The organism is Myxococcus hansupus (assembly GCF_000280925.3).
In the GTDB taxonomy this organism is placed as follows: Bacteria; Myxococcota; Myxococcia; order Myxococcales; family Myxococcaceae; genus Myxococcus; species Myxococcus hansupus.
In genome coordinates, this window is the sequence record NZ_CP012109.1 from 207,651 (window position 1) to 232,103 (window position 24,453).

19 protein-coding genes and 1 pseudogene are annotated in these 24,453 nt (G+C 69.6%); 17 read left to right on the forward strand and 3 right to left on the reverse strand.

What is annotated here, in order from left to right; translation table 11 throughout:
• Window positions 1–45: 45 nt before the first annotated feature.
• The 6 genes from A176_RS00885 (at window position 46) to hrpA (ending at window position 9,308) form a co-directional block, all read left to right on the forward strand.
• A complete protein-coding gene (locus tag A176_RS00885; RefSeq protein WP_002633378.1) occupies window positions 46–765 on the forward strand; it encodes a GTP-binding protein in 720 nt (239 codons plus the stop codon).
• On the forward strand, window positions 762–2,258 hold the full coding sequence (locus A176_RS00890; protein ID WP_002633377.1) for a sensor histidine kinase: 1,497 nt from the start codon (window positions 762–764) through the stop codon (window positions 2,256–2,258). The genes A176_RS00885 and A176_RS00890 overlap by 4 nt, the downstream gene beginning before the upstream one ends.
• A gap of 71 nt (window positions 2,259–2,329) precedes the next feature.
• Window positions 2,330–2,917: an NYN domain-containing protein gene (locus tag A176_RS00895; protein ID WP_002633376.1), complete on the forward strand. Its 588-nt coding sequence runs from the start codon at window positions 2,330–2,332 to the stop codon at window positions 2,915–2,917.
• A gap of 146 nt (window positions 2,918–3,063) precedes the next feature.
• Window positions 3,064–3,885 carry a hypothetical protein gene (locus tag A176_RS00900; protein ID WP_002633375.1) on the forward strand — a complete coding sequence of 274 codons (822 nt, stop codon included), beginning with the start codon at window positions 3,064–3,066 and terminating at the stop codon, window positions 3,883–3,885.
• Between the two features lie 95 nt (window positions 3,886–3,980).
• Window positions 3,981–5,369, forward strand: a complete 1,389-nt coding sequence (locus tag A176_RS00905; RefSeq protein WP_002633374.1) for a di-heme oxidoreductase family protein — start codon at window positions 3,981–3,983, stop codon at window positions 5,367–5,369.
• A 228-nt stretch (window positions 5,370–5,597) separates the two neighbouring features.
• Window positions 5,598–9,308: an ATP-dependent RNA helicase HrpA gene (gene hrpA, locus A176_RS00910; RefSeq protein ID WP_044890539.1), complete on the forward strand. Its 3,711-nt coding sequence runs from the start codon at window positions 5,598–5,600 to the stop codon at window positions 9,306–9,308.
• A 65-nt stretch (window positions 9,309–9,373) separates the two neighbouring features.
• On the opposite strand, the gene A176_RS37730 is transcribed toward hrpA, so the two are convergent.
• Complete coding sequence (locus A176_RS37730) at window positions 9,374–10,270, reverse strand: hypothetical protein (protein ID WP_049872215.1); 897 nt, start codon at window positions 10,268–10,270, stop codon at window positions 9,374–9,376.
• A gap of 273 nt (window positions 10,271–10,543) precedes the next feature.
• Between A176_RS37730 and A176_RS00920 the strand changes: the two genes are divergently transcribed.
• Together A176_RS00920 and A176_RS00925 are read left to right on the forward strand one after the other, a co-directional pair.
• Window positions 10,544–11,365: a hypothetical protein gene (locus A176_RS00920; protein ID WP_002633371.1), complete on the forward strand. Its 822-nt coding sequence runs from the start codon at window positions 10,544–10,546 to the stop codon at window positions 11,363–11,365.
• A 76-nt stretch (window positions 11,366–11,441) separates the two neighbouring features.
• Window positions 11,442–12,839, forward strand: coding sequence for a di-heme oxidoreductase family protein (locus tag A176_RS00925; RefSeq protein ID WP_002633370.1), 1,398 nt, complete (start codon window positions 11,442–11,444; stop codon window positions 12,837–12,839).
• Between the two features lie 27 nt (window positions 12,840–12,866).
• Here A176_RS00925 and A176_RS00930 read toward each other — a convergent pair whose 3' ends face one another.
• Window positions 12,867–14,402: a hypothetical protein gene (locus A176_RS00930; protein ID WP_002633369.1), complete on the reverse strand. Its 1,536-nt coding sequence runs from the start codon at window positions 14,400–14,402 to the stop codon at window positions 12,867–12,869.
• Window positions 14,403–14,529: 127 nt separating this feature from the next.
• On the opposite strand from A176_RS00930, the pseudogene thiL reads away from it, so the two are divergent.
• The 9 genes and pseudogenes from thiL (at window position 14,530) to larC (ending at window position 23,602) form a co-directional block, all read left to right on the forward strand.
• Window positions 14,530–15,475: pseudogene (gene thiL / locus A176_RS00935) on the forward strand (thiamine-phosphate kinase).
• A gap of 57 nt (window positions 15,476–15,532) precedes the next feature.
• Window positions 15,533–16,915 carry a methyl-accepting chemotaxis protein gene (locus A176_RS00940; protein WP_021781438.1) on the forward strand — a complete coding sequence of 461 codons (1,383 nt, stop codon included), beginning with the start codon at window positions 15,533–15,535 and terminating at the stop codon, window positions 16,913–16,915.
• On the forward strand, window positions 16,912–17,544 hold the full coding sequence (locus A176_RS00945; RefSeq protein ID WP_002633365.1) for an MmcQ/YjbR family DNA-binding protein: 633 nt from the start codon (window positions 16,912–16,914) through the stop codon (window positions 17,542–17,544). Before A176_RS00940 ends, A176_RS00945 begins: the two co-directional genes overlap by 4 nt.
• A 39-nt stretch (window positions 17,545–17,583) precedes the next feature.
• The gene (locus tag A176_RS00950; RefSeq protein WP_002633364.1) at window positions 17,584–18,006 is read left to right on the forward strand and encodes a chemotaxis protein CheW; all 423 of its coding nucleotides are present in this window, start codon (window positions 17,584–17,586) and stop codon (window positions 18,004–18,006) included.
• Window positions 18,007–18,075: 69 nt separating this feature from the next.
• Entirely contained in the window at window positions 18,076–18,444 is a 369-nt protein-coding gene (locus A176_RS00955) for a response regulator (protein WP_011556618.1), read from the forward strand.
• Between the two features lie 53 nt (window positions 18,445–18,497).
• Window positions 18,498–21,047, forward strand: a complete 2,550-nt coding sequence (locus tag A176_RS00960; protein WP_002633362.1) for a chemotaxis protein CheA — start codon at window positions 18,498–18,500, stop codon at window positions 21,045–21,047.
• Complete coding sequence (locus tag A176_RS00965; RefSeq protein WP_044890538.1) at window positions 21,044–21,646, forward strand: chemotaxis protein CheC; 603 nt, start codon at window positions 21,044–21,046, stop codon at window positions 21,644–21,646. The genes A176_RS00960 and A176_RS00965 overlap by 4 nt, the downstream gene beginning before the upstream one ends.
• Before the next feature lie 25 nt (window positions 21,647–21,671).
• The gene (gene larB, locus A176_RS00970) at window positions 21,672–22,424 is read left to right on the forward strand and encodes a nickel pincer cofactor biosynthesis protein LarB (RefSeq protein ID WP_002633360.1); all 753 of its coding nucleotides are present in this window, start codon (window positions 21,672–21,674) and stop codon (window positions 22,422–22,424) included.
• A 5-nt stretch (window positions 22,425–22,429) separates the two neighbouring features.
• Complete coding sequence (gene larC / locus A176_RS00975; protein ID WP_002633359.1) at window positions 22,430–23,602, forward strand: nickel pincer cofactor biosynthesis protein LarC; 1,173 nt, start codon at window positions 22,430–22,432, stop codon at window positions 23,600–23,602.
• A gap of 18 nt (window positions 23,603–23,620) precedes the next feature.
• Here the strand turns inward: larC and A176_RS00980 are convergent, their stop codons facing one another.
• Complete coding sequence (locus A176_RS00980) at window positions 23,621–24,409, reverse strand: VOC family protein (RefSeq protein WP_002633358.1); 789 nt, start codon at window positions 24,407–24,409, stop codon at window positions 23,621–23,623.
• Window positions 24,410–24,453 lie beyond the last annotated feature (44 nt).

Genomic DNA, 24,453 nt, shown 5'->3' on the forward strand with positions numbered 1-24,453 from the left:
GAGTCAAACTCCGCTCCCCGACCGTCGTCAGCCAGAGCCCCCACCTTGCAACTCAACCACGCCCAGCGAGAGCTGACGCTCAAGATCGTCTACTACGGGCCCGGCCTCAGCGGGAAGACGACGAATCTGCGCCATCTTCATGCGAAGGCGTCGCCCGAGGTCCGCGGCCGGTTGCTCACGGTGGAGACCCACGACGACCGCACGCTCTTCTTCGACCTGCTGCCCGTCTTCTTCTCCACGTCCACTGGCTTCAAGGTGAAGGTGAAGCTCTTCACCGTGCCAGGCCAGGTCATCCACAACGCGACCCGCCGCATCGTGCTGCAGGGCGCGGACGCGGTGGTCTTCATCGCGGACAGCCGGCGCACCGCCACGGCGGACAACAACGCCTACTGGCGCAATCTCCAGGAGAACATGAAGGAGAACAGCCTGGACCCCGCCCAGGTCCCGGTGGTCATCCAGTTCAACAAGAAGGACCTGCCGGACGCGCGCACGGACGCTGAAATCGAGGAGTCGCGCCGCCGCGGCGGCGAAGCGGTGGTGGGCGCGGTGGCGCTGAAGGGCGAGGGGGTGCTGGAGACCTTCCACGCCGTGGCGCAGGCCGCCTACCGCCGGCTGGACCTGCGCGCCCACCTGGCCCGCAACCTGGGCCTGACGGAGGAGGAGTTCCTGGGCCAGATATTCCGGCGCATGGACCTCACCGGCACGGCGCTGGCGGCCCTGTATGGCCGCGCGGCGGATGAAGCACGCAGTGGAGGCGGGCGATGAGCGGCGCGACGCCGGACGGCGTGGGCACCTCGCGCCGGGAGTCGGTGCTCCAGCGGCGGCTGTCGCTGGCGGACATGCTGGACCTGCCTTCCTTCACGGAGGTGGTGCGCAGCTTCAGCGAGCTGTACCGCGTGGGCATCAAGGTGCTGGACACCGCGGGCGACAAGCTCGCGGACGTGAAGGTGGGGCACGGCGACTTCTGCTCGTACGTGTTCGGCTTCCCGGAGGGGCGTCAGCGCTGCACCGCCACCGTGGCCCGTGTGAAGGATGGGCCCGTGGCGGCCATCCAGGGCGCTCGCCCCGCGCGCGGCGACGGCGCGGAGGAGGCGGGCATCATCGCGCTGCCGTGCTTCACCGGCCTGCGCTACCTGGTGATGCCGGTGCGCTGGGAAGGCGACAAGCTGGGGCGCGTCATCCTGGGGCCCTTCACGCCGGAAGAGCTGGTGGACTTCCCACCCTCGCTCACGGACATCGCGGGCGTGGACCTGTCGCGCGCGCACGAACTGGTGGGCCGCGTGCGGCGCGCGCCCGAGCGCACGGCCGCGCAGGTGCTGGTGCACTTCGGGCAGGTGCTCGCGTCGCTGGTGGCCAGCGGACAGCGGGCCTTCCTGGCCACGCAGCTCCACATCGAGGCGATGTTGGAGACGCACCGCGACCTGGAGGCCAACAACGCGCGGCTGGCGCAGGCGAACACCCGCCTCAAGGAGCTGGACCGGCTCAAGTCCACCTTCCTGGGCACGGTGAGCCACGAGCTGCGCACGCCGCTGGCGTCCATCATCGGCTACTCGGAGATGCTGGCCGAGGGGCTGGCCGGTGCGCTCAATCCGGAGCAACTGCTCTATGTCCGGACCATCGTGGAGAAGGGCGAATCGCTGCTCAACCTCATCTCCTCCATCCTGGACCTGAGCCAGATTGAAGCCGGCCGGCTGCGGTTGGTGATTGGCCCGGTGGACCTGAGCAGCGTCATCCAGACGGCGGTGTCCAGCGTGGCGCCGCAGGCGCAGCGCAAGGGCGTGGAGCTGGAGGTTCGCCTGCCACCGCTGGCGCAGCCGCGCCTCACGGCGGACGCGGACAAGCTTCGGCAGGTGGTGGTGAACCTGCTCGCCAACGCGGTGAAGTTCACCTCGTCCGGAGGCCGGGTGTCGGTGGTGATGTCGGAGGCCGTCGCGCAGCCGGAGCTGGGCGAGCGGGGCTACCGATTGACCGTGGAGGACACGGGCATGGGCATCCGCGAGGACCAGTTCGAGAACATCTTCCAGAGCTTCTACCAGGTGGATGGCAGCTCCACGCGCGAGCACGGTGGGGCGGGGTTGGGCCTGGCCATCGTGAAGAGCCTGGTGGAGGGCCACGGCGGCCGCGTGTCCGTGGAGAGCGAGTTCGGCCGGGGCTCCCGCTTCACGGTGGTGTTGCCGCTCCAGCCGCCCCTCGCGGACTCCGGCGGCCTCTCCGCGCTGGCGCCCATGCCGTCCGCGACAGGACAGGACCGCTTCTGACGCATGTGGGCGAAGTGGGGGACTGAAGGGAAGTCCCCCAGCGACGGGCGCTCCCGCGTATCCTGGCGGCCATGCTCTCCGGACGCCCCCCCGCAGCCTCCTACGTACTCATCGACGCAGAGAACATCGACTGGGCTGTCTCCAACGTGGTGGGACGCAAGCCCGAGTCCCAGGACCGCGTCCAGTTCGACCGGCTCGTCTCCTTCTGCGAAACGAACTTCCCGGCCCCGGTGCGCTGCGTCGTGGTGCTCAACGCGCGCGGCGAGCAACTGCCCGACGTCATGATTGGCTTCGTGCGCGCGCTCAAGTCCGCGGGCTGCGAGGTGGCGCTGCTCTACGGCCGTCCGGACCAGAAGGTGGTGGACCTGGGCATCCTGAAGCTGCTGGAGAACATCCGCACCCAGCGCCCCGGCGCGGCGGTGGTGCTCGCCAGCCACGACGGCGCGGACTTCGCGGACGCCCTCAAGCCCATGCTGGAGGAGAAGCGGCAGGTGGCGGTGCTGGGCCTGCGCGAGTACGTCAGCCAGCGCTTCCGCGAGCTCGTCCCATCCGGACTCACGATTCTGGATTTGGAGCTGAACGCCCGCGTCTTCAACCGGCCGCTGCCGCGCATGCTCCCCGTCAACGTGGATGAGTTCGATCCTGGACTCTTTCTGTAGCAATGATTGCCACAGCAACGGCGTGGGTTGTGGCAATTCTTGCCACAGTCCGCGCTGCGTCATAGAACGAATGACAGACGTGGCATGGTGGTTGAAGTGTGGCTTTGGGCGCCCAGGGATTTCCCCTGGGTTGTCTGGAGTCACCCATGCGTCCGTTTCGTCAGATGAAGTCCGCTCTTTGGGCCGCCGTGTTCTCGCTCGCGCTTCCGCTCGGCGAGGCGCAGGCGCAGGCCTGTGTGGAGTTCGCGGGGTTGCAGCACTGTGGCGTGGGGGCGGCCAAGGTCAGCCGTACGCAGCAGGGCGTCCAAATCGATAACCCAGACACCTCGGGCAAGAGTGGCGTTGCCATACACACGCCACCAGCGGCCGCCTGGAACTTCGAAGCCCAAACCGATGGCGCCCAACGCCAGCAGTTCACCGCCTATGCCGAAAGTGCCCCGGTGAGCACCTCCTCGGTCGAGTCGCGCCCCGATTTGACCGCGTACTCCGCGACGTTCACGGGCTCTGGTGAGGAGACGACCTACTCGGTGCTGGCGTACCGCAGTGGTCGGCTCGTGGCCGCCATCGGCGGTGTCCGGAGTGGTGAAGTGGGCGCGGTGGGCGTCATGATTCCCACCCCGGGCCGGACGCCGAGCTGCCGCCCGATCGGGCAGACGCTCGAACAGTGTCGCACCGTCTGCCGCAACAACGGCTATCTCAACTGCAATTACTGCAACATGCCGTGCCGCCCCTCTGGTGGCTTCGGTGGCGCGACCTACAACAGCGCCTGCTTCTGGCGCTACACTCTCCAGCAGCAGGCGGTCCGCCTCGCGAATGGTCAGACTGTCGAGGCTGACGAAATCGTGATGCAGGAGGAGGTCTCGGGCCCGTCGAACTACCCGTACCTCAACTTCAACCGCATCGACATGCAGAGCACCGCGCGCACGACGGTCATCACGGGCGAGTCCATCGTCCCGGCCAGCAAGTAATCGTCAATGCAATCCGGGTCCGGAAGGGGCGCAAGCGCATCCCCCTCTCCGGGCCCGGGTTTCGAGCTCGCGCCCCTTCTCCCCAGAGCGTTCCCATGAAGGCATTGTGGTGGTTGTCGGCCCTGCTGCTCACGGCGGGGGGACCTCGGCAAGAGTCCATGGCGCAGGCCACCGTCACGGAGGCGCCCGCGGGCGTGGAGGACCCGGCCCTGGCGGGGGGCGACACGACGGTGTTCGACGCCTCCCACAACGCCTTTGGCCGGGCGCTGGGGAACCTCGCGCCGTCGCGCTGGTACTCGATGCGCGAGGGCAAGCTGCTGTTCATGCGGGACTGGGCCGAGCATGACGCGAGGTTGCCGGGAGCGCTCACGAACGCCACCCACTGTGGCGCCTGTCACTTCAAGGATGGCCGTGGCCGTCCTCCGCCCGACGTGGGCGCCGAGGCGCCGCTGCTCGTCCGGCTGAGCGTGCCTTCGCCGGATGCCCCGGGGGGACGCCCCGAGCCCGTCTACGGCGTGCAGCTCAACGACCGGGGCGCGGCGGGAGTCGCTCCGGAGGGCACGGTTCAAGTGACCTACGCGGAGGTGAAGGGGACGTACGCGGACGGGACGCCCTACACGTTGCGAAAGCCGCGCTATCGCATCGCCAACCTGGGGTACGGGCGGCTCTCGCCGAAGACGATGCTGTCGCCTCGCATCTCCTCGCCGGTGTTCGGGCTGGGCCTGCTGGAGGCGATTCCCGATGCCGCCATCGAAGCCCTGGCGGATGCCGAGGACCGCGATGGGGATGGTATCTCCGGCCGCCCCAACCGAGTGATCAGCGTCCGCGATGGAAAGACGCGCCTGGGCCGCTACGGATGGAAAGCCAATCAGCCTACGCTGGAGCAGCAGGTCGCGAGCGCCTACTCGGAGGACATGGGGTTGACCTCATCCCACTACCCTGAGAGCAACTGCACGCCGAAGCAGGCGCAGTGCCTGACGGGCGCGGCGGCACAGGCACCCGCGTTGTCTGGGCACACGGTGGAGCGGACCACCCTGTACCTACGGCTCATCGGTGTGCCCGCGCGCCGCGATGTCACCGAGCCCGCGGTGGTGAAGGGGGAGGCGCTCTTCCAGCAGGTGGGCTGCTCGGCGTGCCACCAGCGAGAGTTCACCACGGGCGAGGTTCAGGACATCCCGGAGCTGTCGAACCAGCGCATCCGGCCGTACACGGACCTGCTGCTGCACGACATGGGCCCGGAGCTTGCGGACGGCCGGCCCGACGGAGAGGCGAGCGGCTCCGAGTGGCGCACGCCGCCGCTGTGGGGCCTGGGCCTGCTGGAGACAGTGAACCGTCAGGTGCGCATGCTGCACGACGGCCGGGCGCGCAGCTTCGAGGAGGCCATCCTCTGGCACGGCGGCGAGGGGGCCCGCGCGCGTGAGGGCTTCAAGGCCCTGGACGCGACCGAGCGCGAGGCCCTGGTGACCTTCCTGCGCTCGCTTTGAGTCCGTGTCTGGGGCCATGACGCCAGGGGAGTCCGTCAGGTTCGCCCTCGGAGGGGCCGCGTCAGCCTGTGGGTCCTTCCTCGAGGGGCCCGTGAGCCCTCCCGATGTGGGCCCAGGGCTGTTGCCTGCCTGGCGTGCAGGGAGAATCGCCCAGGAATGCCGGGCCCGCGGGTGCCCACACGATTCGTCAGGGGCGGAGCGTGCGCTTCAGTGTTAGTTCCTGCTGCCATGTCCGGCGACTCACCCGTTCCCACCCCCGGCGGCTTGCCCACCCTGCGCTTCCCCCCCGAGCTCCCCATCTCGAGCCGGGTGGAGGACATCACCGCGGCCATTTCTGCCCATCAGGTGGTCATCGTCGCGGGGGCGACCGGCTCGGGGAAGACGACGCAGTTGCCGAAAATCCTGCTCGCCATGGGGCGAGGCCGGCCGCGCCAGATTGGCGTCACCCAGCCACGGCGCATCGCCGCGACGAGCGTGGCGGCGCGCGTGGCCCGCGAGGTGGGCACGGAGCTGGGCACGGACGTTGGCTACCAGATTCGCTTCGAGGACCGCTCGACCCGGCAGACCGCCGTGAAGTTCATGACCGACGGTGTCCTGCTCGCGCAGATTCACAGCGACCCGCTGCTGCGCCGCTACGACACGATTGTGCTCGACGAGGCCCACGAGCGCAGCCTCACCATCGACTTCCTGCTCGGGTGGCTCAAGCGCATCCTTCCCAGGCGCCCCGACCTCAAGGTGGTGGTGAGTTCGGCCACCATCGAGACCGAGCGCTTCTCGCAGTTCTTCGGAGGGGCTCCGGTCATCCAGGTGGAGGGCCGGACCTTTCCGGTGGACGTGCTCTACGAGCCGCCCCCCGAGGACACCGAGCTTGCTGACTCCGTCGCCGATGCGGTGGCGAACGTGCTCTCGCTCGACCCGGACGGCGACGTCCTCGTGTTCCTCCCCGGGGAGCGGGAGATTCGCGAGGCCGAGAACGCGCTGAACGCGCGCGAGCTGCGCGGCACGGTGGTGCAGCCCCTGTACGCGCGCCTGTCGGCCTCCGAGCAGTCGCGCGTCTTCGCCACCATCCCCGAGCGCCGGGTCATCCTCGCCACCAACGTCGCGGAGACGTCCGTCACCATCCCGGGCATCGTGTACGTCGTGGACACGGGGGTGGCGCGCCTGTCGCGCTACGACCCCCGCTCGGGCACCACGCGCCTGCACATCGAGCCGGTCTCCCAGGCCAGCGCCGACCAGCGCAAGGGGCGCTGCGGGCGCGTGCGCGAGGGAATCTGCGTGCGCCTCTACGACGAGGTGAGCTTCACCACGCGGTCCGCCTTCACCGACCCGGAAATCAAGCGCACCGGGCTCGCGGGGGTCATCCTGCGGATGAAGTCGCTCGGCCTCGGTGACGTCGAGGACTTCCCCTTCCTCGACCCGCCCCAGCCGAGGGCCATCGCCGAGGGCTGGCGGGTGCTCGAGGAGCTGGGGGCCATCGAGGGCAAGGAGCGCACCTTGACGCCGCTCGGGCATCAGCTCGCGCGCTTCCCGGTGGACCCGCGCATCGCGCGGATGATTCTCGCCGGCGCCGAGTACGGGTGTCTGGACGAGGTGCTCATCGTCGCCGCGGCGCTCAACCTCCAGGACCCGCGCGAGCGGCCACGGGAGCTCGCGCAGAAGGCGGACGAGCTGCACCGGCGCTTCCGTGACGAGCACTCGGACTTCACGGGGCTCCTCAAGTTGTGGGCATTCGTGCGCGAAGCCGAGGGCCGGGGGACGTCCCATCTGCGGCGCGTGTGCCGCGACAACTTCCTGTCCTTCCTGCGGGTGCGCGAGTGGCGGGACGTCCAGCGTCAGCTCGAGGAGACCGTTCGCGAGCTGCGCCTGTCGCGCAAGGGCCGGGGCGTTCCGGCGAAAGGGGACGTCCTGCACCAGGCGCTCCTCACCGGGCTCCTGTCCCGCATCGGCCAGTGGAATCCGGAGCAGCGCTACTTCACGGGCGCGAAGCAGACGCGCTTCATGGTTCACCCCTCGTCGGCGCTCGCGAAGAAGCCCCCGGCCTGGGTGATGGCGTTCGAGCTGGTGGAGACGTCCCAGTTGTTCGCGCGCACCGTGGCGAAGCTCGACCCGGAGTGGCTCGCGGCGGCGGCCCCCCACCTGCTCAAGCGCAGCTACTCCGAACCGTACTGGTCGGAGAAGTCCGCGCGCGCCATGGTGAAGGAGAACGCGACCCTCTTCGGGCTCCAGGTCTTCAAGGAGCGCCCCGTGATTCTGGCCGGCATGGACCCCGCCCAGGCACGGCTGATGTTCCTCGAGCATGCCCTGGTGCGCGGCGAGTACCGCACCCGGGGGGCGTTCCAGGAGAAGAACCGCCAGGTGCTCGAACGCGTGGCGCGCCTGCGGGACAAGGCCCGGCGCAGCGAGCTGCTCGACAGCGAGGCGCTGCTGACGTTCTTCGACCAGCGCGTCCCGGCGGACGTGACGGACGGAGCGGGCTTCGAGGTCTGGCGCCGCAAGGCCGAGGCGGCCGACCCCCACGTGCTCGTCCTCTCCATGGAGGATGCCCTCTCGCACGACCCGGACCTGTCCCCGGCGCACTACCCGGACGCCATCGCCCTGCACGGCGCGTCCGTGCCGGTGACGTACACCTTCGACCCCTCGGCCGAGGACGACGGCATCACCCTGAGCGTGCCGCTGCTGCTGCTCGCCCAGTTGGTCCCGGGGGAGCTCGACTGGACCATCCCCGGGTGGCAGCGGGAGAAGCTCACCGCGCTGCTCGAACAGCTTCCCCGCGCCCAGCGCAAGCAGCTAGGGCCGTTGCCGGACCTGGTCGACACGCTCGAAAAGGAGCTCGTGCCCTTCCGCGGGCCGCTGATTCCAGCGCTCGCGCGCGCGGTGTCCCGCCTGTGCGGCGTGGACGTGACCGAGGCGTCGTTCCGGGCCGATGCCGTGGTGCCTTACCTGCGCATCACGCTCCGGGTGCTCGACGAGCGGGGAAAGGAACTCGCGCGGAGCCGCGACGCCGACGCGCTGCTCAAGCAGCACGGTGGACATGCCCGGGCGGCGCTGCGCAGCGTGGCGCCGACGTCGGACTGGGAGCGCAAGGGGCTGACCGCCTGGAGCTTCGGTGAGCTGCCCTCCGTGGTCACCCGGCGGGTCGGCGGGCTCGACGTCCGCAGTTATCCCGCGCTGGTCGACCGGGGCGCCACCGTGGACCTGGTGCTGCTTGAAACAGCCCCCGCCGCCGAGACGGCCACGCGCACCGGGGTCCGCCGGCTCCTGATGCTCGCCGCGCGCGGGCATGTGGCTGTCAGCGCCGCGCGCATGCCGCTTCCATTTCCGTCGCTGGATGGCGCGCCGCCCGCGCGGGGCCAGGCCGACGCCTTCCGGGCGCTCGTCCTCGCACGCGGCGTCGACGAGGCGTTCAAGCTCGCGCCGGGTGCGCCACTGCCCCGCACGAAGGCGGCCTTCGATGCGCTGGTCCGAGAGGGCTCACCGCGCATCGAGCAGGCAGCTCGGGACTGGGCGAACGCCGTCGTTGTCACCACCGCGGAGCTCTCCGCGACGCTCGCCGCACTCAAGACGGCATCCAAGGGGCCGAGCGGCTCGGCGGCCGTGAAAGACATCCGCGCGCAGCTCGGGCACCTGTTCCCCGCGAACCTCATCGAGTGGATTCCCTTCGCGCGCCTGATGCACTACCCGCGCTATCTCCGCGCGGTGCAGGCCCGGCTGTCGCGTGCGGTGATGAACCCCGCCAAGGACGCAGGGAAGGCCGCGCCCTTCACCCCGCTGTGGGAGACCTTCCTCGCCAGGCGCGCCACCGTGCGTGACCAGGCGGCGGCGGAGGAGCTGCGGTGGTCCTTCGAGGAGCTTCGCGTGGCCATCTTCGCTCCGGAGGTGACGACGCCCGTGTCGGTGACGGTGGCGAAGGTCGGCGCGGCCCTCACGGCGCTGCGCTAGCGCGGAGCGTCGCGGCGGGGGCGGGCCTCGACCGCTCCGCCGCGCGGCTGTCCCGTGGCGGCCTGTCAGTCGATCCGCGTCCAGGCCTCGCCGTCGTAGAGGAACAGGTCCTTCGGGCCGACGGCGCACAGGCCGCTCTCGCCAACGCTCAGGTACTGCAAGGTTCCTGGGCGGTCGCCGTCGAACGCGTGCACCTGGAAGCGTGTGCCGTCCCAGACGTAGAGCTCACCCGTCGAGCACGCGTACAGCCGGTCGCGGAACCACGCCAGGCTGCAGAGCTCGTGTGGGAGCTCCAGGTCGCGCGTCTGCCATTGCGCCCCCCTCCCGACAATCAACTGGCCGCCTCGGCCGATGGCGTAAACCTGGCCGTCGCCCGCGCACACCACGTCGAGCAGAATGGCTTGGGTGCCGACGTCGTGTTGCCGCCACCGCGCGCCGTCGAATGACCAGAGCTCGCCCTCCCAACCGACCGCGTACAGCTCGTCCAGGGCAAATCCGTCCATCGCTTCGAAGCCGAAGACGCCGCTCGCCGGGGCGAGCTCCAAGGAGAGATGGCGCCACTGGTCTCGCCCCTCGCGACGATAGACCTGCCGATTCATGCCGCACACATGGAGCACGCCGGCGATGGCGCGGGCGTCGCGCAGCATGCCGTTTTGGGGCGGGCTGGCGTCGCCGTCCTGCACCTGCTCTTCGTGCATGTCGCCGCTGCCGACCAACTGCACCTGACCGTTGACCGAGACGATCGCATACTGCGGAATCGGGGTCTGGCAGCGCGTGACCGCGATCGCGTCCCACTTCAACGCGCCGGCGTCGAGCCAATTGCCTTGATGGAACACGGCTCCTTTGGTGAATGGAACACGCTTCGCGGCGAGTTCGTCATCGACGACTGCCACGCAGACGGCGCGGTTGAGGCCGACGCAGGCGTCGACGAACGAGGCTTCAGATGTCCAGTGTCCCGGCATTTGATGGGCGTCAGTACCACGCCTTCGCGCGAGGTGGGCGCTGTCAACCGGATGCGGCGCGTCGTACGTCTTGGGGCCGGCGCTGCAGGACGCGGAGCTTCGAAATGGCTGACCTGGTACGCAGTGTGTCTGTTGATGTCACGTGTCATGACAGGTTTGTGACGGCGCCTGTTACAAACCTCATAGTCTCTCAGAGGTTGAGAATCCCTGGCATGGGCATTGAAGAGCGGCGCGGGCCTTCATGGATTTCCCATGAATGACAGGAGCCGTCAGATGCGTCTGCTTCGCCAGTACAACAACACGCTGTGGGCCGCCGTCTTCGCCTTCACCTTGCCTTTCGCGCAGGCCCAGGCGCAGGAGTGCGTGGAGTTCAAGGGTCTCAATCACTGTGGGATTGGCAATGCCCAGGTGAGCGTCTCCGACGAAGGTCTCAAGGTCGTCAGTGACGACGCCAGCGGCAAGGGTGGGGTGCTCATCTACACGGGGCTCGCGACCAGTTGGACGGCGGGGTTCTTCAGCGAGAGCGACGCCGATGAGAACCGGATGCTGTTCTCCTCCGTGTCAGAGGGCTCGGTGACGAGCACGGCGTCCGTGGAGACTCGAGGCAAGGAGCGGACGTATGCCGGCAGCTTCACCGGGGCGGGCGAGTCCACGACCTACTCCGTGCTGGTCTACCAGCGGGGCCGGTTGCAGGCGGCCGTGGGTGGCATCCGCAACGGGACCATCGGTGGGCAGGAGCCTCTGGAACCGGGTCCCATTCAGCCCTACTGCCGTCCGCAGTATCAAACCCAGCAAATGTGCGAGTACGACTGTGCAGACCGCGGCTACGGGAGCTGCAACTATTGCCGCAATCCGTGTCAGGGCACCTTCCGCACCCTGCCCGATGCCGTGTGCCAGTGGCGCTTCGATGTCGCCTATGGGCGTGTCATGTTGATGGATGGCCGCGAGGTCGAGGGTGACGAGATTGTCCTGACCGAGGAAGTCCGTGGGCCCACGAGCTACCCGTACCTGGGCTTCGACGAGATCCACGTCCAGAGCACGGCACGCACGCTGCGGATGGTCAGCGAGAGCGTCATCCCCGCCGCCTCGAAGTAGCGGCGCGGACGTTTCTCTCACCGGGTTGGAAGCAGGGCTCAGGTCCTGCTTCCAGCCGTTTCCGTCGAGGCGAGCCATGTCGTCCCACCTTCCTTCCCATGTGCCCTCGATGACGATGTGGTGGCCGCTGGCCTTGGTGCTCGCGGTCGGTCCTGTTCGCTCGGCGCTGGCGGAGTCCGTGGTCCAGGACCCCGCGCTCTCGGGCGGAGCCACGACCATCTTCGATGTCACCCCCAACGCCTATGGCCGTGCCCTGGCGAACCTCCAGAAGGTTCGCTGGATGGACATGCTCGCCGGCAAGGCGGTGTTCATGCGGAACTGGTACGACCAGCCCGAGGTCATCGCCGGGCCCTTCTCGAACGCCACCGGGTGTGGCTCATGCCACTTCAAGGATGGGCGAGGCCGCCCCTTGCGCGAGCTGGGCACGGAGGCGCCGCTCCTCGTGCGCTTGAGCGTGCCGACGAAGGACGCCCCTTCGGGCCGGCATGAACCCATCTACGGTGGGCAGCTCCATGACCGGGCCATTCCAGGCGTCGTGCCCGAAGGCTCGGTCGAGGTGCGCTATTCCGTGGTGAAGGGGACGTACGCGGACGGGACGCCGTACACGCTGCGCAAGCCGCGCTATCACCTGGCGAAGCTGGGCTACAGGCGGCTCTCTCCGAAGACGATGCTGTCGCCCCGCATCCCTTCACCCGTGTTCGGGCTGGGCCTGCTGGAGGCGATTCCCGATGCCGCCATCGAGGCGCTGGCGGATGCTGAGGACCGTGATGGGGATGGCATCTCCGGCCGTCCCAACCGCGTCGTCAGCGTCCGGGATGGCAAGGTGCGCCTGGGCCGCTACGGCTGGAAGGCCAACCAGCCCACGTTGGAGCAGCAGGTCGCGAGCGCCTTCTCGGAAGACCTGGGAATGACGACCGCGCTCTATCCCGAGCGCAACTGCACGCCAAAGCAGGCCCCGTGCAAGGCGCGGCCCGCCGAGGCTGGTGGCCCGGCGTTGCCGGAACACCAGCTCGAACAGGCGCTGCTCTACCTCCGGTTGATTGCGCCCCCCGCGCGCCGCGATGTCACCGAGCCCGCGGTGGTGATGGGGCAGGCGCTCTTCCAGCAGGTGGGCTGCGCGGCGTGTCACCACGGGGAGTTCACCACGGGCGAGGTGAAGGACATCTCGGAGCTGTCGAACCAGCGCATCCGGCCGTACACGGACCTGTTGCTGCACGACATGGGCCCGGAGCTGGCGGACGGCCGGCCCGACGGAGAGGCGAGCGGCTCCGAGTGGCGCACGCCGCCGCTGTGGGGCCTGGGCCTGCTGGAGACGGTGAACCGTCAGGTGCGCATGCTGCACGACGGCCGGGCGCGCAGCTTCGAGGAGGCCATCCTCTGGCACGGCGGCGAAGGCGCCCGCGCACGTGAGGGCTTCAAGGCCCTGGACGCGACGGAGCGCGAGGCCCTGGTGGCCTTCCTGCGCTCGCTGTGAGCCGCGAGCGCGGGGCGGCCGCGGCTGTCACTGGTTGGCCAGCGCGGTGCGGAGGCTGTCCAGGATGTAGTGCCGGAGGTCCTCGCTCGACATCTCGGGCGTCTCCTTCAGCTTGTCGCGGGCGAACTTCGCCCAGGCCTCCAGCTCGCGCTGTGTGGGTCCGTTCGGCTGGTCGCTGACGTAGCCGTAGTGGGTCTGGACCAGCCAGGCGTAGGCCTCCCGGATGAAGCGCTCGACGTTCTCTCCCGGAGGGCCGTCCGTCCCCATCTTCTCGCTGCGAATCGCGTCCTGGATGGCGAGGCGGAGCTCCTCGGGGGAGATGTCCTTGTTCTCCTTCTTCTTTTCATTGGCGAAGGCGCGCCACTTCCGCAGCTCCTCGGGGGTGGCCGCGCGCTCCTTGCCGTCGTAGCAAAGGGTCACCCACTTGACGGCGTCATGGATGAAGCGGTCGATGTTGGCGCTGCCCGTGTTGTCCATGCCCGTCACCTTCACGCGCACGGCCTCACTGATGGCGAGCCGAAGCTCCTCGGGCTTGATGTCCGGATTCTCCTTCTGGAGCTTCCGGGCGAAGTCGCGCCAGTGCCCCAGCTCCGCGGCGGTGGGGCGGCGCTCCTGGCCCTCGTAGCAGAGGGACACCCACTTCACGGCATCGTCGATGAACTTGTCGATGTTCATCGGCGTCGCCGCGCCCGTCCCGGTCATCTTCTCGCGCATCGTGTCGGCGATGGCGAGGCGGAGCTCCTCGGGGGAGATGTCCTTGTTCTCCTTTATCTGCTTCTGGGCGAAGGCGCGCCACTCCGTCATCTCCGCGGGCGTGGCTTCGCGCTCCTTGCCCTCGTAGCAGCGGGTCACCCACTTGACGGAGTCCTTGATGTACTTGTCGATGTTCTCCTGCGTGATGGAGTCCGTCCCCATCACCTTCGCCCGGACGGCGTCGATGATGGCGTACTTGAGCGCCTCCGGCGTCATCTTCGGGTTCTTCTTCAGCAGGTCCTCGGCGAAGGCGCGCCAGTGCTGCATCTCCGCGGGCGTGGCTTCGTGCTGCTTGTCTTCGTAGCAGCGGGCGACCCACGAGACGGCGTCCCGGATGAACCGGTCGGTGTTCTCCTTCGAGTGGGCGTCCAGCCCGTCCCGCTCCAGGCGGAGCTTGTCCTGGATGGCGTAGCGGATGTCATCCGCGGTGACCTTCGGGTTCTCGGCGCGCATCTTCCGCGCGAAGTCCATCCACTTGGAGCGCTCGGGGCCGTTCGGCAAGCGGTCGCCCCGGTAGATCTCCTTGTAGGCGTCGACGATGCAGCGCGCCATGCGCTCATCCGTGAGCGGGCCCAGGGCGGAGGGCAGGATTTCCTTGCCGAAAGCCGGATGCGAGGCGGTCGTGGTCCCCGGGGCCTGGGCGGAGAACGTGCTCGCGGGGGCCGCCTTGGTTACGCTTTGCGTCGGAATCAGGCCGCCGAGCAGGTCCACCCACTGCTGGGGACTGACGGCTTTCGCGCCCGGTCCCGTTGCCTCTGTCTTGGTTTTGGGCGTGGCAACAGAAGGCAGACGCTCGCCAATCTTCGACATTCATGGCCCCCGGGGGAAGGAAAACCCAATTCCTAAGTTGTCTTGGATTGGTGCGAAAATGTGCCTCGCCCCCAAGTGCCGAAAAGTGTCATTGCCCTGACAGCGCGTCTGGGATTTGTTCGCCCCCATGCTTGGTGAGTTCGACTTCATCCGCCGGTTCCTCGCGCACTTCCCCGCGCGCGGGTGCCCGTGGGGCCGGGAGATGACTGCGCGGTGCTGGCGCCTCAGCGCGGGGCGCAGTGCGTCACCACGGACGCGGTGGTGGAGGACGTGCACTTCACCCGCGCCGCGTTCTCCCCGGCGGACATTGGCCACAAGGCGCTGGCGGTGAACCTGTCGGACCTGGCGTCCATGGGGGCCACGCCGCGCTGGTTCGTCTGCGCGCTGGCGCTGCCTCGGGACTATCCGGCGCGGGAGCTGGCGGGGCTCGCGCGGGGCATGGCCGCCCTGGCCACCGCGCACAAAATCGCGCTGGTGGGCGGCAACTTCACCTCCGCGCGCGAGCTGTCCGTCACCATCACCGCCGCGGGCGAGCTGTCGCGCGCGCCCCTCACCCGCGCGGGGGCCCGGCCCGGGGACCTGCTCTACGTGTCCGGCACACTGGGCGACGCGCGCCTGGGGCTCGCGCAGCTTCGCGAGGGCCTGCGCCGGGGCGCCGCCGTGCGCCGCCAGCGCCGCCCCGAGCCCCGCGTGGCGTTGGGCCGGGTGGCAGCCCGTTACGCGTCCGCCGCGCTGGATGTTTCCGACGGCCTTGCACAAGACCTGGGTCATCTCTGCACCGCCTCGGGCGTGCGGGCGGAGCTGGAGCTGGCGCGGCTGCCGCTGTCGGCGGCGGTGCGCAAGGCGCTGGGGCCCGAGGGCGCGCTCGCGGGGGGGGAGGACTACGAGCTGCTCCTGGCCGTCCCCCGTCACGCGGCCGGGCATTCGAGCGCGCGTGCGCTACGGGCGGGCACGCCATCACCCGCATTGGCCACTTCACAGAGGGGCGCGGGTGGGTGAGCCGGGATGGGACAGGCCGCGTTCTCCCACCACCCGAAGGGTTCGACCACTTCCGGCCGCGGCCGATGGATTGACCCTGCGGTGCAGCAAGGCTAAACCCGAAGGCGCTTCTCATCCCCCGAAAGCAACCCGTGCGCCGTCCCCTCCGCGACGACACAGTCCCCGGACACACTCCCCGCCGCGAGCCCCTGCAGCGACTGCTGCGCGCCGTGGACAGCCCTCGCGCGACCCGCGAGGTCTCCCTGCACCGGAAGATTCTCAACGGCTACGTGGTGCTGGGCCTGCTGCTCACGGTGTGGATGTACGCGTCGGACGTCCTCTTCCACCAGCTCAGCCCCGGGCCCGCGGTGTGGAAGGACATCACCCGCGTGGGCGTCGCCATCTTCATCACCGGCGCGGCCGCGGCGCTGCTGCCGTCGCTGCTGGCGCGCGTCACCCGCGTGAAGGTGCTCAGCCGCTCCGCGTATGAAATCTCGCAGGGCGACCTGTCCAAGCCGGTGGCCGCCGAGGGCGGCAGCACGCGCGACGAAATCGACGAGCTGACGGGCGCCATCACCCGCATGCAGGAGAACCTGCGCGAGCTGGTGGGCAAGATTCAGGAGACGGCGAAGAGCGTGGCCGACACGGCCATCGACCTCCAGCGCTCGGCGGAGAACGTCAACGGCTCCACCGAGGAGGTGGGCTCGTCGATGGAGAAGATCGCTGGCGGCGCCGAGTCGCAGTCGCAGTTGGTGTCCAAGGCGTCGAAGGTCATCACCGAGATGGCCGGCAGCATCCAGCGCACCACGGCCAGCGCCGAGGACGCGGCGCGGACGACGGCGGAGACCAGCAGCGCGGCCGAGGACGGCTCCAAGGCGGCCCGGCTGGCCGGCGACAAGGTGAAGAAGGTCTTCAACCGCATCGAGTCCGCCAGCCAGCAGGTGTTCGCCTTCGGGGAGAAGACGCAGGAAATCTCCAAGATCGTCGACGCGATTACGCAGGTGGCGCAGCAGACGAACCTGCTCGCGCTCAACGCGACGATTGAAGCGGCGCGCGCGGGTGAGTACGGCCGCGGCTTCGCGGTGGTCGCCGACGAGGTCCGTAAGCTGGCCGAGAGCGCGGGCCGTTCCGCCGAGCAGATTTCGAAGCTGGCGCGCGACATCTCCGGCCAGTCCACCTCCGTCGTGAGCGCCATGAAGGAAGGCATCGCGGAGCTGGCCGAGGGCCGCGAGGACCTGACCAACATCGTGCGCTCCATGGGCGCCATCACCGACACCATCCGGAAGGGCTCGGAGAAGGTGCACCTCATCTCCGAGAGCGCCCGTGAGCAGCTCAAGGGCAGCGAGGAGATGGTGAAGGCCATCGAGGAGATCAAGCTGGTGGCGCGCAACAACGCCTCCTCCACGGAGGCCATCCAGGCCGTCATCCAGGAGCAGACGGCCGCCGTGTCGCGCATGACGTCGCTGGCCAGCGAGCTGACCAACCTCTCCGTCGAGCTGCAGAGCGTCGTGCGCAGCTTCCGCCTGGGCTCATGAGCCAGACGCCCGCGGACAACGTCGACGCGAAGCTGAAGGCCGCCGAGGACCATCTGCGCGGCGTGATGCTCGCGCTCCCGGAGACGACCGAGGAGTTCCCCTGGGGCCACCGCACGGCCAAGGTGAAGGGGAAGATGTTCGTCATCCTCGCGCTGGACAACGACGGGCTGGGGGTCACCACCAAGCTCCCCGAGTCCCATGAGGCCGCGCTCACGCTGCCCTTCACCGAGCCCACCGGCTACGGCCTGGGCAAGAGTGGCTGGGTGTCCTCGCGCTTCAAGCCGGGCAGCGAGGTCCCCATCGGGCTGCTGTCCCAGTGGATTCACGAGAGCTTTCGCGCCGTGGCGCCGCAGAAGGTGCTCAAGGCGCTGCTGGCGGCTGCGGCTGCTGGCGGCGGGAAGGCCCCGGCCGGAGCCGCGAAGCCCGTGGCCGGTGTACGGCGCGGCGCGGCGATGAAGCGTGCCCCGGACGGGAAGAAGCCCGCAGCGGGGAAGTCGGCGGCCGGTAAGAAATCCGTGGCGAAGCAGGCCCCGGCGCGCAAAGGTCCCGCGGTGCGGGCCGGCGCGAAGACGAAGACGTCCACGGCGAAGCGTGGCGCGGCGGTCGCGCCCCGGTCGAAGCGGCGGTGAGCGGGCCGGTCATTTCAGAGCGGATAGAACGTTACTCCTGTGCGGCACGTCATCTTCCGGGTGGAGAAGGAGCGTTACGGGCTGCCGCTCTCGGCGGTGCGGGAGGTCGTCGTGCCTCCCGAGCGCTTCACCCGCGTGCCGCGCGCCCCGCCAGCGATTACAGGCGTAATGAATCTGCGCGGCCGGGTCGTGACGGTGGTAGAGCTGCGCCAGCTTTTGAGTCTTCCCGAGGGTCCTACCCCTCCCGGACGCGTGGTCCTGTTGGACCGTGGGAGAAGGGACCTGGGACTGTTGGTCACGGACGTAGACGGCATCGAAGCGGTGGAGCGGGTGAGCACGGCGCCAGGGAAGTTGACGCCTGCCATCCGGGGCGTCGCCAGGCTGGGTGGCCTGGGGGTAACGGTCCTGGACCCGGAAGGGTTGGACGCCGCGGTGGTTGCCTTGTTCACCCATTCCAAGTGAGTAGCCCCCTGGAAAGCGCGGATGCTAGTGTCCGCGCTCCTCAGGCGATTCGGAGGCGGAGTTCTTCACATGGCTAAGCGGGTCCTGGTCGTCGACGATGCCATCTTCATGCGCAACATGATCAAGGACATCTTTGCGTCTGGGGGGTTCGAGGTCGTCGGCGAGGCGGCCAACGGCCTGGAGGCCGTGGAGAAGTACAAGGAGCTCAAGCCCGACCTCACGACGATGGACATCGTCATGCCGTTCAAGAGCGGCATCGAGGCCACGCGTGAGATCATCAAGGCGGACAGCAGCGCGGTGGTCATCATGTGCTCGGCGCTGGGGCAGGAGAGCCTGGTGATGGAGGCCATCGAGGCGGGTGCCTCGGACTTCATCGTCAAGCCCTTCCGGGCCGAGGACGTGCTGGCCGTCGTGAAGAAGGTCCTGGGCGAGACGTGAGCGGTGCCGCGCGTGCGCGGGCCGTCCCCCCTTCCTGATTCGAGGCCGGGTCCATGACGATGGACATGTCCCGCTACCTCGGGCTCTTCATCTCCGAGGCGACCGACCACCTGGAAGCGCTCGGGCGTGACCTCGTGGAGCTCGAGCGCGAGGGTTCGTCCAGCGCGGTCGATTCGATGTTCCGCCACGCCCACTCCGTGAAGGGCATGGCGTCGTCCATGGGCTTCGAGCCCATCGCCATCGTGGCGCACCGGGTGGAGGACCTCGTGGACGCCGTCCGTCAGGACCGCGGCCGCCTGGACCGGGACCTGGTGGACCTGCTGCTGACCGCCGCCGACACCATGCTCGCGCAGGTGCGCTCGGTGGCGGAGGGCAAGCCGCCAGACGATGCCTCGGTGCTCCTGACGCAGCTCGGCCAGCGCGTCACCGTCATGACGGGACACGCCCCAGCCGCCACGCGCGTGGCCAAGGTGACGGCCCTGAAGTCGGAGGGCGGCGCGGACTCCGGAGGCGATGCACCCGGCGGTGCGGGCTCGACGGATGGCGATTCGGGCACGGCCGCAACGGGCGCGTCGTCAGACGGCACGGGCTCGGCAGCAGGTGGCACGGCGACCGGCGGCGCAGGCTCCACATCAGGCGGCATGGGCACGGCGACGGGCGGCTCCGATGTGGGCACCACGGGAAGGGCCACGGACGGCGGCGCCGGCTCGACGGGGTCGAGCGGGACAGGCGGCTCAGGGCCCTCCGACCCCGATGGAAATCCAGGCGGTGGGCCCGGCACGTCGGGCAGCGGCTCCGGCACCTCGGGTGGCTCCGCGCCCCCGCAAGGTTCGAGCGGTGGCCCAGGCACCAGTGGCCCCTCCGGCGCGAGCCTCGCATCCGGCGCGCACCCCACCAGCGGCTCCACCGGTGCGAGCCTCTCCTCCCACGGAGCCTCATCCGGCGCGGGGCTGACGCTCACCTCGGCGCAGGTCTCCGCCGCGCCGCCGGAAGGCACCCACGGCACCGTGGTCCCCCTCCATGGCCGCCGGGCCACGGACGCCGACCCGTCGCAGCGCCCCTCTCCCAACGACCTGGCGAACTCGCTGAAAGCGGCCGCCAGCGCCCCCTTGCCGGAGCCGCTGGCGCAGCGCTGGGCGGTGCGTCTGCGCATCGCGCCCACCTGCCAGGTGCCGGGCGTGCGCGCCTTCCTCGTCCACAAGCGCCTCACCAACCTGGGCACCCTGGTGGACCTCCGGCCCGCGCTGGAGGAGCTAAAGGCCGGCCGCATTCCGGACGGCAACATCCAGCTCGAGTTGGAGACGCCAGCGGGAGAAGCCGGCATCCACGCGGCCCTGAAGAACGTGGCCGAGGTGGAGGTCGTCTCGGTGAAGCCGGCGGTGGCCGCGCCCGTGGTGCCCACCATGGTCCCCGTGCCCGATGGCGGCCGGGCCCCGGCGGACACCGCGTCGCGCACGGTGCGCGTGCGCACGGAGCTCCTCGACTACTTCCTCGACACGGTGGGCGAGCTGATGCTCGCCACGGCCCGCCTGCGCGAAGTGGGCAAGGTGCTGCCGGAGAACACCCGCCCCGCATTGGAGGAGGGCGTCTACCGGCTGCACACGCTGGTGAAGGACCTGCACGACAAGGTGATGACGGCGCGCATGACGCCGCTGTCCCTCATCACCGATCGGCTGCCCCGGGCCGCGCGCGACATCGCCCGCCGCAAGGAGCGCGAGGTCGACCTGGTCATCACCGGCGCGGAAATCGAGCTGGATCGGGCCATCCTCGAGGAGCTGGCGGACCCGCTGCTCCACCTGCTGCGCAACTGCATCGACCATGGCCTGGAGGCGCCCGAGGACCGGGCCGCCGCGAAGAAGGGGCCGCGCGGGCGGGTGCTGGTGGCGGTGAAGCGCGCCCGGGACCGGGTCATCATCGAGCTGGAAGATGACGGCCGGGGCATGGACCCGGCGAAGCTGAAGAACGCCGCGGTGTCGCGGGGCCTGCTCTCGCCGGAGGCGGCGGCGCGGATGACGGACCGCGAGGCCTTCATGCTGTCGTGCCTGCCGGGCGTGTCCACGGCGAAGGACATCACGGACATCTCCGGCCGCGGCGTGGGCATGGACGCGGTGAAGCGCGTGGTGGAGAACGTCGGCGGCACGCTCGAAATCGACAGCGAGCGCGGCCGGGGCACCCGCTTCACGCTGCGCCTTCCACTGACGGTGGCGGTGGTGCACCTGCTGCTGGTGGAGGTGGGGGAGGAAGTGTTCGGCCTGCCCATCGCCAAGGTGGTGGGCGCCACGGAGGCGGATGGGGAGTCCCTCAGCCGCAGCCGCGAGACGGCCCTGCTGCCTCACGGTAATTCGCTGTTGCCGGTCCACTCGCTGGATGCGTTGGTAGGTGTTCCTGCGCCTCGGAAGTTCGGCACGCAGCCCTTCGTGGTGATGGACGGGGACTCCGGGCGGGTGGCGTTGGCGGTGGACCGTTTGCTGGGGCAGGAGGAAGTGGTGCTCAAGCCGCTGTCTCGGCCCCTGGACTTGCTGCCGGGCCTGTCCGGCGTCACCATTCTGGGAAGTGGGCGTCCGGTGTTCATCCTGGACGTGCCGAGGTTACTGACCGCGTGAGCCAGCCTTTGCCCAGCGACGCGCAACTCGACGCCCTGCGCGAGGTGGCCAACATCGGTTGTGGCCACGCGGCCAATGCCCTCTCCCGGTTGATGGGGGGGCGCAAGGTGGACCTCTCCATTCCCCGCGTGGTGCTGACGCGCCCCTCGGACGCCGCTGGACTCCTGGGCGGGGACGCGCCGGTGGTGGCCGCGTGGCTCGGCATCGAGGGGGGGCTGCGCGGAGTCCTGCTCCTGGCGTTGCCGCAGGAGGATGGCAACGCGTTGGAGGCCCTGCTCCTGAACGGCCAGCCCGCGATTCATCAGGTCGAGCGCGACAGCGTGGTGGCGGAGACGGCCAACATCGTCGCCAGCGCGTGCCTGTCCGCCATGGGGCGGCTGACGGGATGGCGGCTGGTGCCCACCGTGCCCACGGTGCGGCGCGGCAGCGCGGACGGCGTGGTGTCCGACGCGGTGGGGCAGGTGGAAGGGGATGCCAGCCGCGTGGTGGTGCTGGAGGCCCGCTTCCTCGCGACCGCGGCGCCCCCGGTGGGCGGTCAGCTCCTGCTGGTGTTGGAGCGGGACAGCATCCGCGACCTGTTGGCGCGGCTGGGCGTGTAGCCCGTTTCGCGATAGACGGGCGCCCATGGATGAGAAGGCGCTGAAGCAACTGCTGGGCAGCGTGAAGTCCGGCCGGGTCTCGGTGGACGACGCGGTGGGCAAGTTGAAGGACCTGCCCTTCGCCGAGCTGGGCTACGCGACGCTCGACACGCACCGCAACCTGCGCTTCGGCTTCCCGGAAGTGGTGCTGGGCGAGCCCAAGACGGTCGAGCAGCTCCTGGGCATCGTCGGCGCGCTGGTGGAGCGCAAGCAGACGGTGCTGGTGACGCGGCTCCAGCCGGAGAAGGCGGAGGCCCTGGTGGCGCGGTTTCCCAAGGGCGAGTACCACCCGGTGGCGCGCATCTTCCATCTCAAGCAGGGCAAGGTGCGCGCGGGCCGCGTGGCCGTGGTGACGGCGGGCACCAGCGACATCCCCGTGGCGGAGGAGGCGGCGGTGACGGCCGAGGCCCTGGGCGCCGAGGTGCGCCGCGTCTACGACGTGGGCGTGGCGGGCATCCACCGGCTGCTGCGGCGCCGGGAGGAAATCCAGGAGTGCCACGCGGCCGTGGTGGTGGCGGGCATGGAGGGCGCGCTGGCCAGCGCGTTGGGCGGGCTGGTGGGCATTCCGGTGGTCGCGGTGCCCACGTCGGTGGGCTACGGCGCCAACTTCAAGGGCGTGTCCGCGCTGCTGGCGATGGTGAACTCGTGCGCCTCCAACGTGGCCACGGTGAACATCGACAATGGCTTCGGCGGCGGCTTCTACGCGGCCCTCATCTCCCGAACGAAGGGGCGCAGGTGAGCACCATGCGACGCATCCTCTACCTGGAGCCGGTGGGCGGCATCGCCGGGGACATGTTCCTGGCGGCGGGGCTGGACCTGGGCCTTCAGCCCGCGGAGCTGGAGCGCGCCTTGTCGGGCCTGCGTGTTCCGGGGTGGAAGCTGGCCGTGAGCCGCGCGGCGCGCCACGCCATCAGCGGCACGCACCTGGACGTGGTGCTGGACACGCGCGAGGCGCATCCGCACCGGGCCTACGCGGACATCCGCCGCCTCATCGAGGACGCGGACACGCTGCCGCCCCGGGCGAAGGAGCGGGCGCTGGCGGTGTTCCGCGCCATCGGTGAGGCCGAGGCGAAGGTGCACGGCGTGTCCATTGACGACATCCACTTCCATGAAGTGGGCGCGGTGGACTCCATCGTCGACATCTGCGGCGCGGCGGTGGTGCTGGAGTTGCTGGGCAACCCGGAGGTCTACGCCGCGCCGCCGCCGCTGGGCAGCGGCACCATTCGAGTGGCCCACGGCGCCATGCCCATCCCCGTGCCCGCGACGTTGGAGCTGCTTCGCGACGTGCCCGTGCGCTTCGAGGGCGTGGGCGAGCTGACGACGCCCACGGGCGCGGCGCTGCTCAAGGTGCTGACGCACATCGGCCACCCGCCGAACTTCATCGTGGAGAAGGTGGGCTACGGGGTCGGCACCAAGGACTTCAAGGACCGGCCCAACGTGCTGCGCGCGTCGCTGGGGCGGATGGAGCAGTCCGGTACGGACGGGCTCTGGGTGGTGGAGGCGAACCTGGACGACGCCACGCCGCAGCTCCTGGGGCACCTGCTGGAGCGGCTGCTCGCGGTGGGCGCGCTGGATGCGTGGGTGACGCCGGTGGTGATGAAGAAGAGCCGGCCGGGGCACCTGCTGAGCGCGCTGGTGGAGGGTGGCAAGCGTGAGACGGTGGTGGACGCGGTGCTGAGCGAGTCCACCACGCTGGGCGTGCGCTACCACCGCGTGGAGCGTCAGGCGCTGGAGCGCGACTGGGTGGAGGTGGAGACGCCGTGGGGCAAGGTCCGCGTGAAGCGCGGGCTGCTCCAGGGCGCGGTGCTCAACGCCCACCCCGAGTTCGAGGACTGCCGCCAGGTGGCGGAGGCCGCGGGGGTGCCCGTGAAGCAGGTGATGGCCGCGGCGGTGGCGGCGCTCGGCCAGAAGGACTGAGCGCCGCGCGTCACGCGACTACATCTCCGGGGACGTCTCGGACAGGTGGATGACGACGAAGGTCGCGCCCGCGGGGTCCTCGACGACGGCGAGGCGGCCGTAGGGGGAGTCCTCGGGCGGGCTGTGGACCTTGCCGCCCATCTCGGTGACGTGCTTCACGGCCACGTCGGCGTCCGGCACCGCGAAGTAGTTCATCCAATGGGAAGGCGCCTCGGCGGGCCACTTCGCATCCATCTGCAGCACGCCGCCCACCGGCGTCTTGCCCTTGTGCAGGGTCCAGTACTGCATGTCCCCCATGCCCTCGAGCTTCTTCGCCTCGAAGCCGAAGACGGCGGAATAGAAGGCGATGGCCTTGGCCGCGTCGCGCGTGTTCACCTCGCGCCACGTCATGGCGCCCGGCTCGTGTTCGACCTGCGCGCCCTGGTGCTTGAGGGGCTGCCACAAGCCGAAGTGCGCGCCCGTGGGGTCCGAACAGATGGCGAGCCGGCCCTGGTCGAACACGTCCATGGGCCCCATGCCCACCTGGCCACCGTGCTTGCGGACCGTCTCGGCCATGGCGTCGATGTCCTCGACGCCGAAGTAACACGTCCACGCCGGAGGCCCGTTCATCCCAGGCGGCAACTGCCCCATGCCCGCGGCGTTGAGCCCGTTCACCTTGCACGTGGTGTAGAAGTGCGTGTCCTTCGTACCGACGTCGAACGACCAGCCCAGCAGCGGGCCATAGAAGGCGCGGGCCTTCTCCAGGTCCGGCGTCATCAGGTCCATCCAGACGGGGGTTCCCATCTCCGGCGTCTTGATTTCGGACATCGTGCGTTCCTCGCGGGGTGTGTGGCCCGAACGTCTTCGGGCGC

Bases quoted from the DNA above. Each gene is read 5' to 3' on its own strand.
- A176_RS00900 (WP_002633375.1), top strand. From the start codon at position 3,064: ATGCGTCCGTTTCGTCAGATGAAGTCCGCTCTTTGGGCCGCCGTGTTC.
- A176_RS00920 (WP_002633371.1), top strand. From the start codon at position 10,544: ATGCGTCTGCTTCGCCAGTACAACAACACGCTGTGGGCCGCCGTCTTC.
- A176_RS00980 (WP_002633358.1), bottom strand. From the start codon at position 24,409: ATGTCCGAAATCAAGACGCCGGAGATGGGAACCCCCGTCTGGATGGAC.
- A176_RS00890 (WP_002633377.1), top strand. From the start codon at position 762: ATGAGCGGCGCGACGCCGGACGGCGTGGGCACCTCGCGCCGGGAGTCG.
- A176_RS00930 (WP_002633369.1), bottom strand. From the start codon at position 14,402: ATGTCGAAGATTGGCGAGCGTCTGCCTTCTGTTGCCACGCCCAAAACC.
- larC (WP_002633359.1), top strand. From the start codon at position 22,430: ATGCGACGCATCCTCTACCTGGAGCCGGTGGGCGGCATCGCCGGGGAC.
- A176_RS00905 (WP_002633374.1), top strand. From the start codon at position 3,981: ATGAAGGCATTGTGGTGGTTGTCGGCCCTGCTGCTCACGGCGGGGGGA.
- A176_RS37730 (WP_049872215.1), bottom strand. From the start codon at position 10,270: ATGCCGGGACACTGGACATCTGAAGCCTCGTTCGTCGACGCCTGCGTC.
- A176_RS00960 (WP_002633362.1), top strand. From the start codon at position 18,498: ATGACGATGGACATGTCCCGCTACCTCGGGCTCTTCATCTCCGAGGCG.
- hrpA (WP_044890539.1), top strand. From the start codon at position 5,598: ATGTCCGGCGACTCACCCGTTCCCACCCCCGGCGGCTTGCCCACCCTG.
- A176_RS00955 (WP_011556618.1), top strand. From the start codon at position 18,076: ATGGCTAAGCGGGTCCTGGTCGTCGACGATGCCATCTTCATGCGCAAC.
- larB (WP_002633360.1), top strand. From the start codon at position 21,672: ATGGATGAGAAGGCGCTGAAGCAACTGCTGGGCAGCGTGAAGTCCGGC.
- A176_RS00895 (WP_002633376.1), top strand. From the start codon at position 2,330: ATGCTCTCCGGACGCCCCCCCGCAGCCTCCTACGTACTCATCGACGCA.
- A176_RS00925 (WP_002633370.1), top strand. From the start codon at position 11,442: ATGTCGTCCCACCTTCCTTCCCATGTGCCCTCGATGACGATGTGGTGG.
- A176_RS00945 (WP_002633365.1), top strand. From the start codon at position 16,912: ATGAGCCAGACGCCCGCGGACAACGTCGACGCGAAGCTGAAGGCCGCC.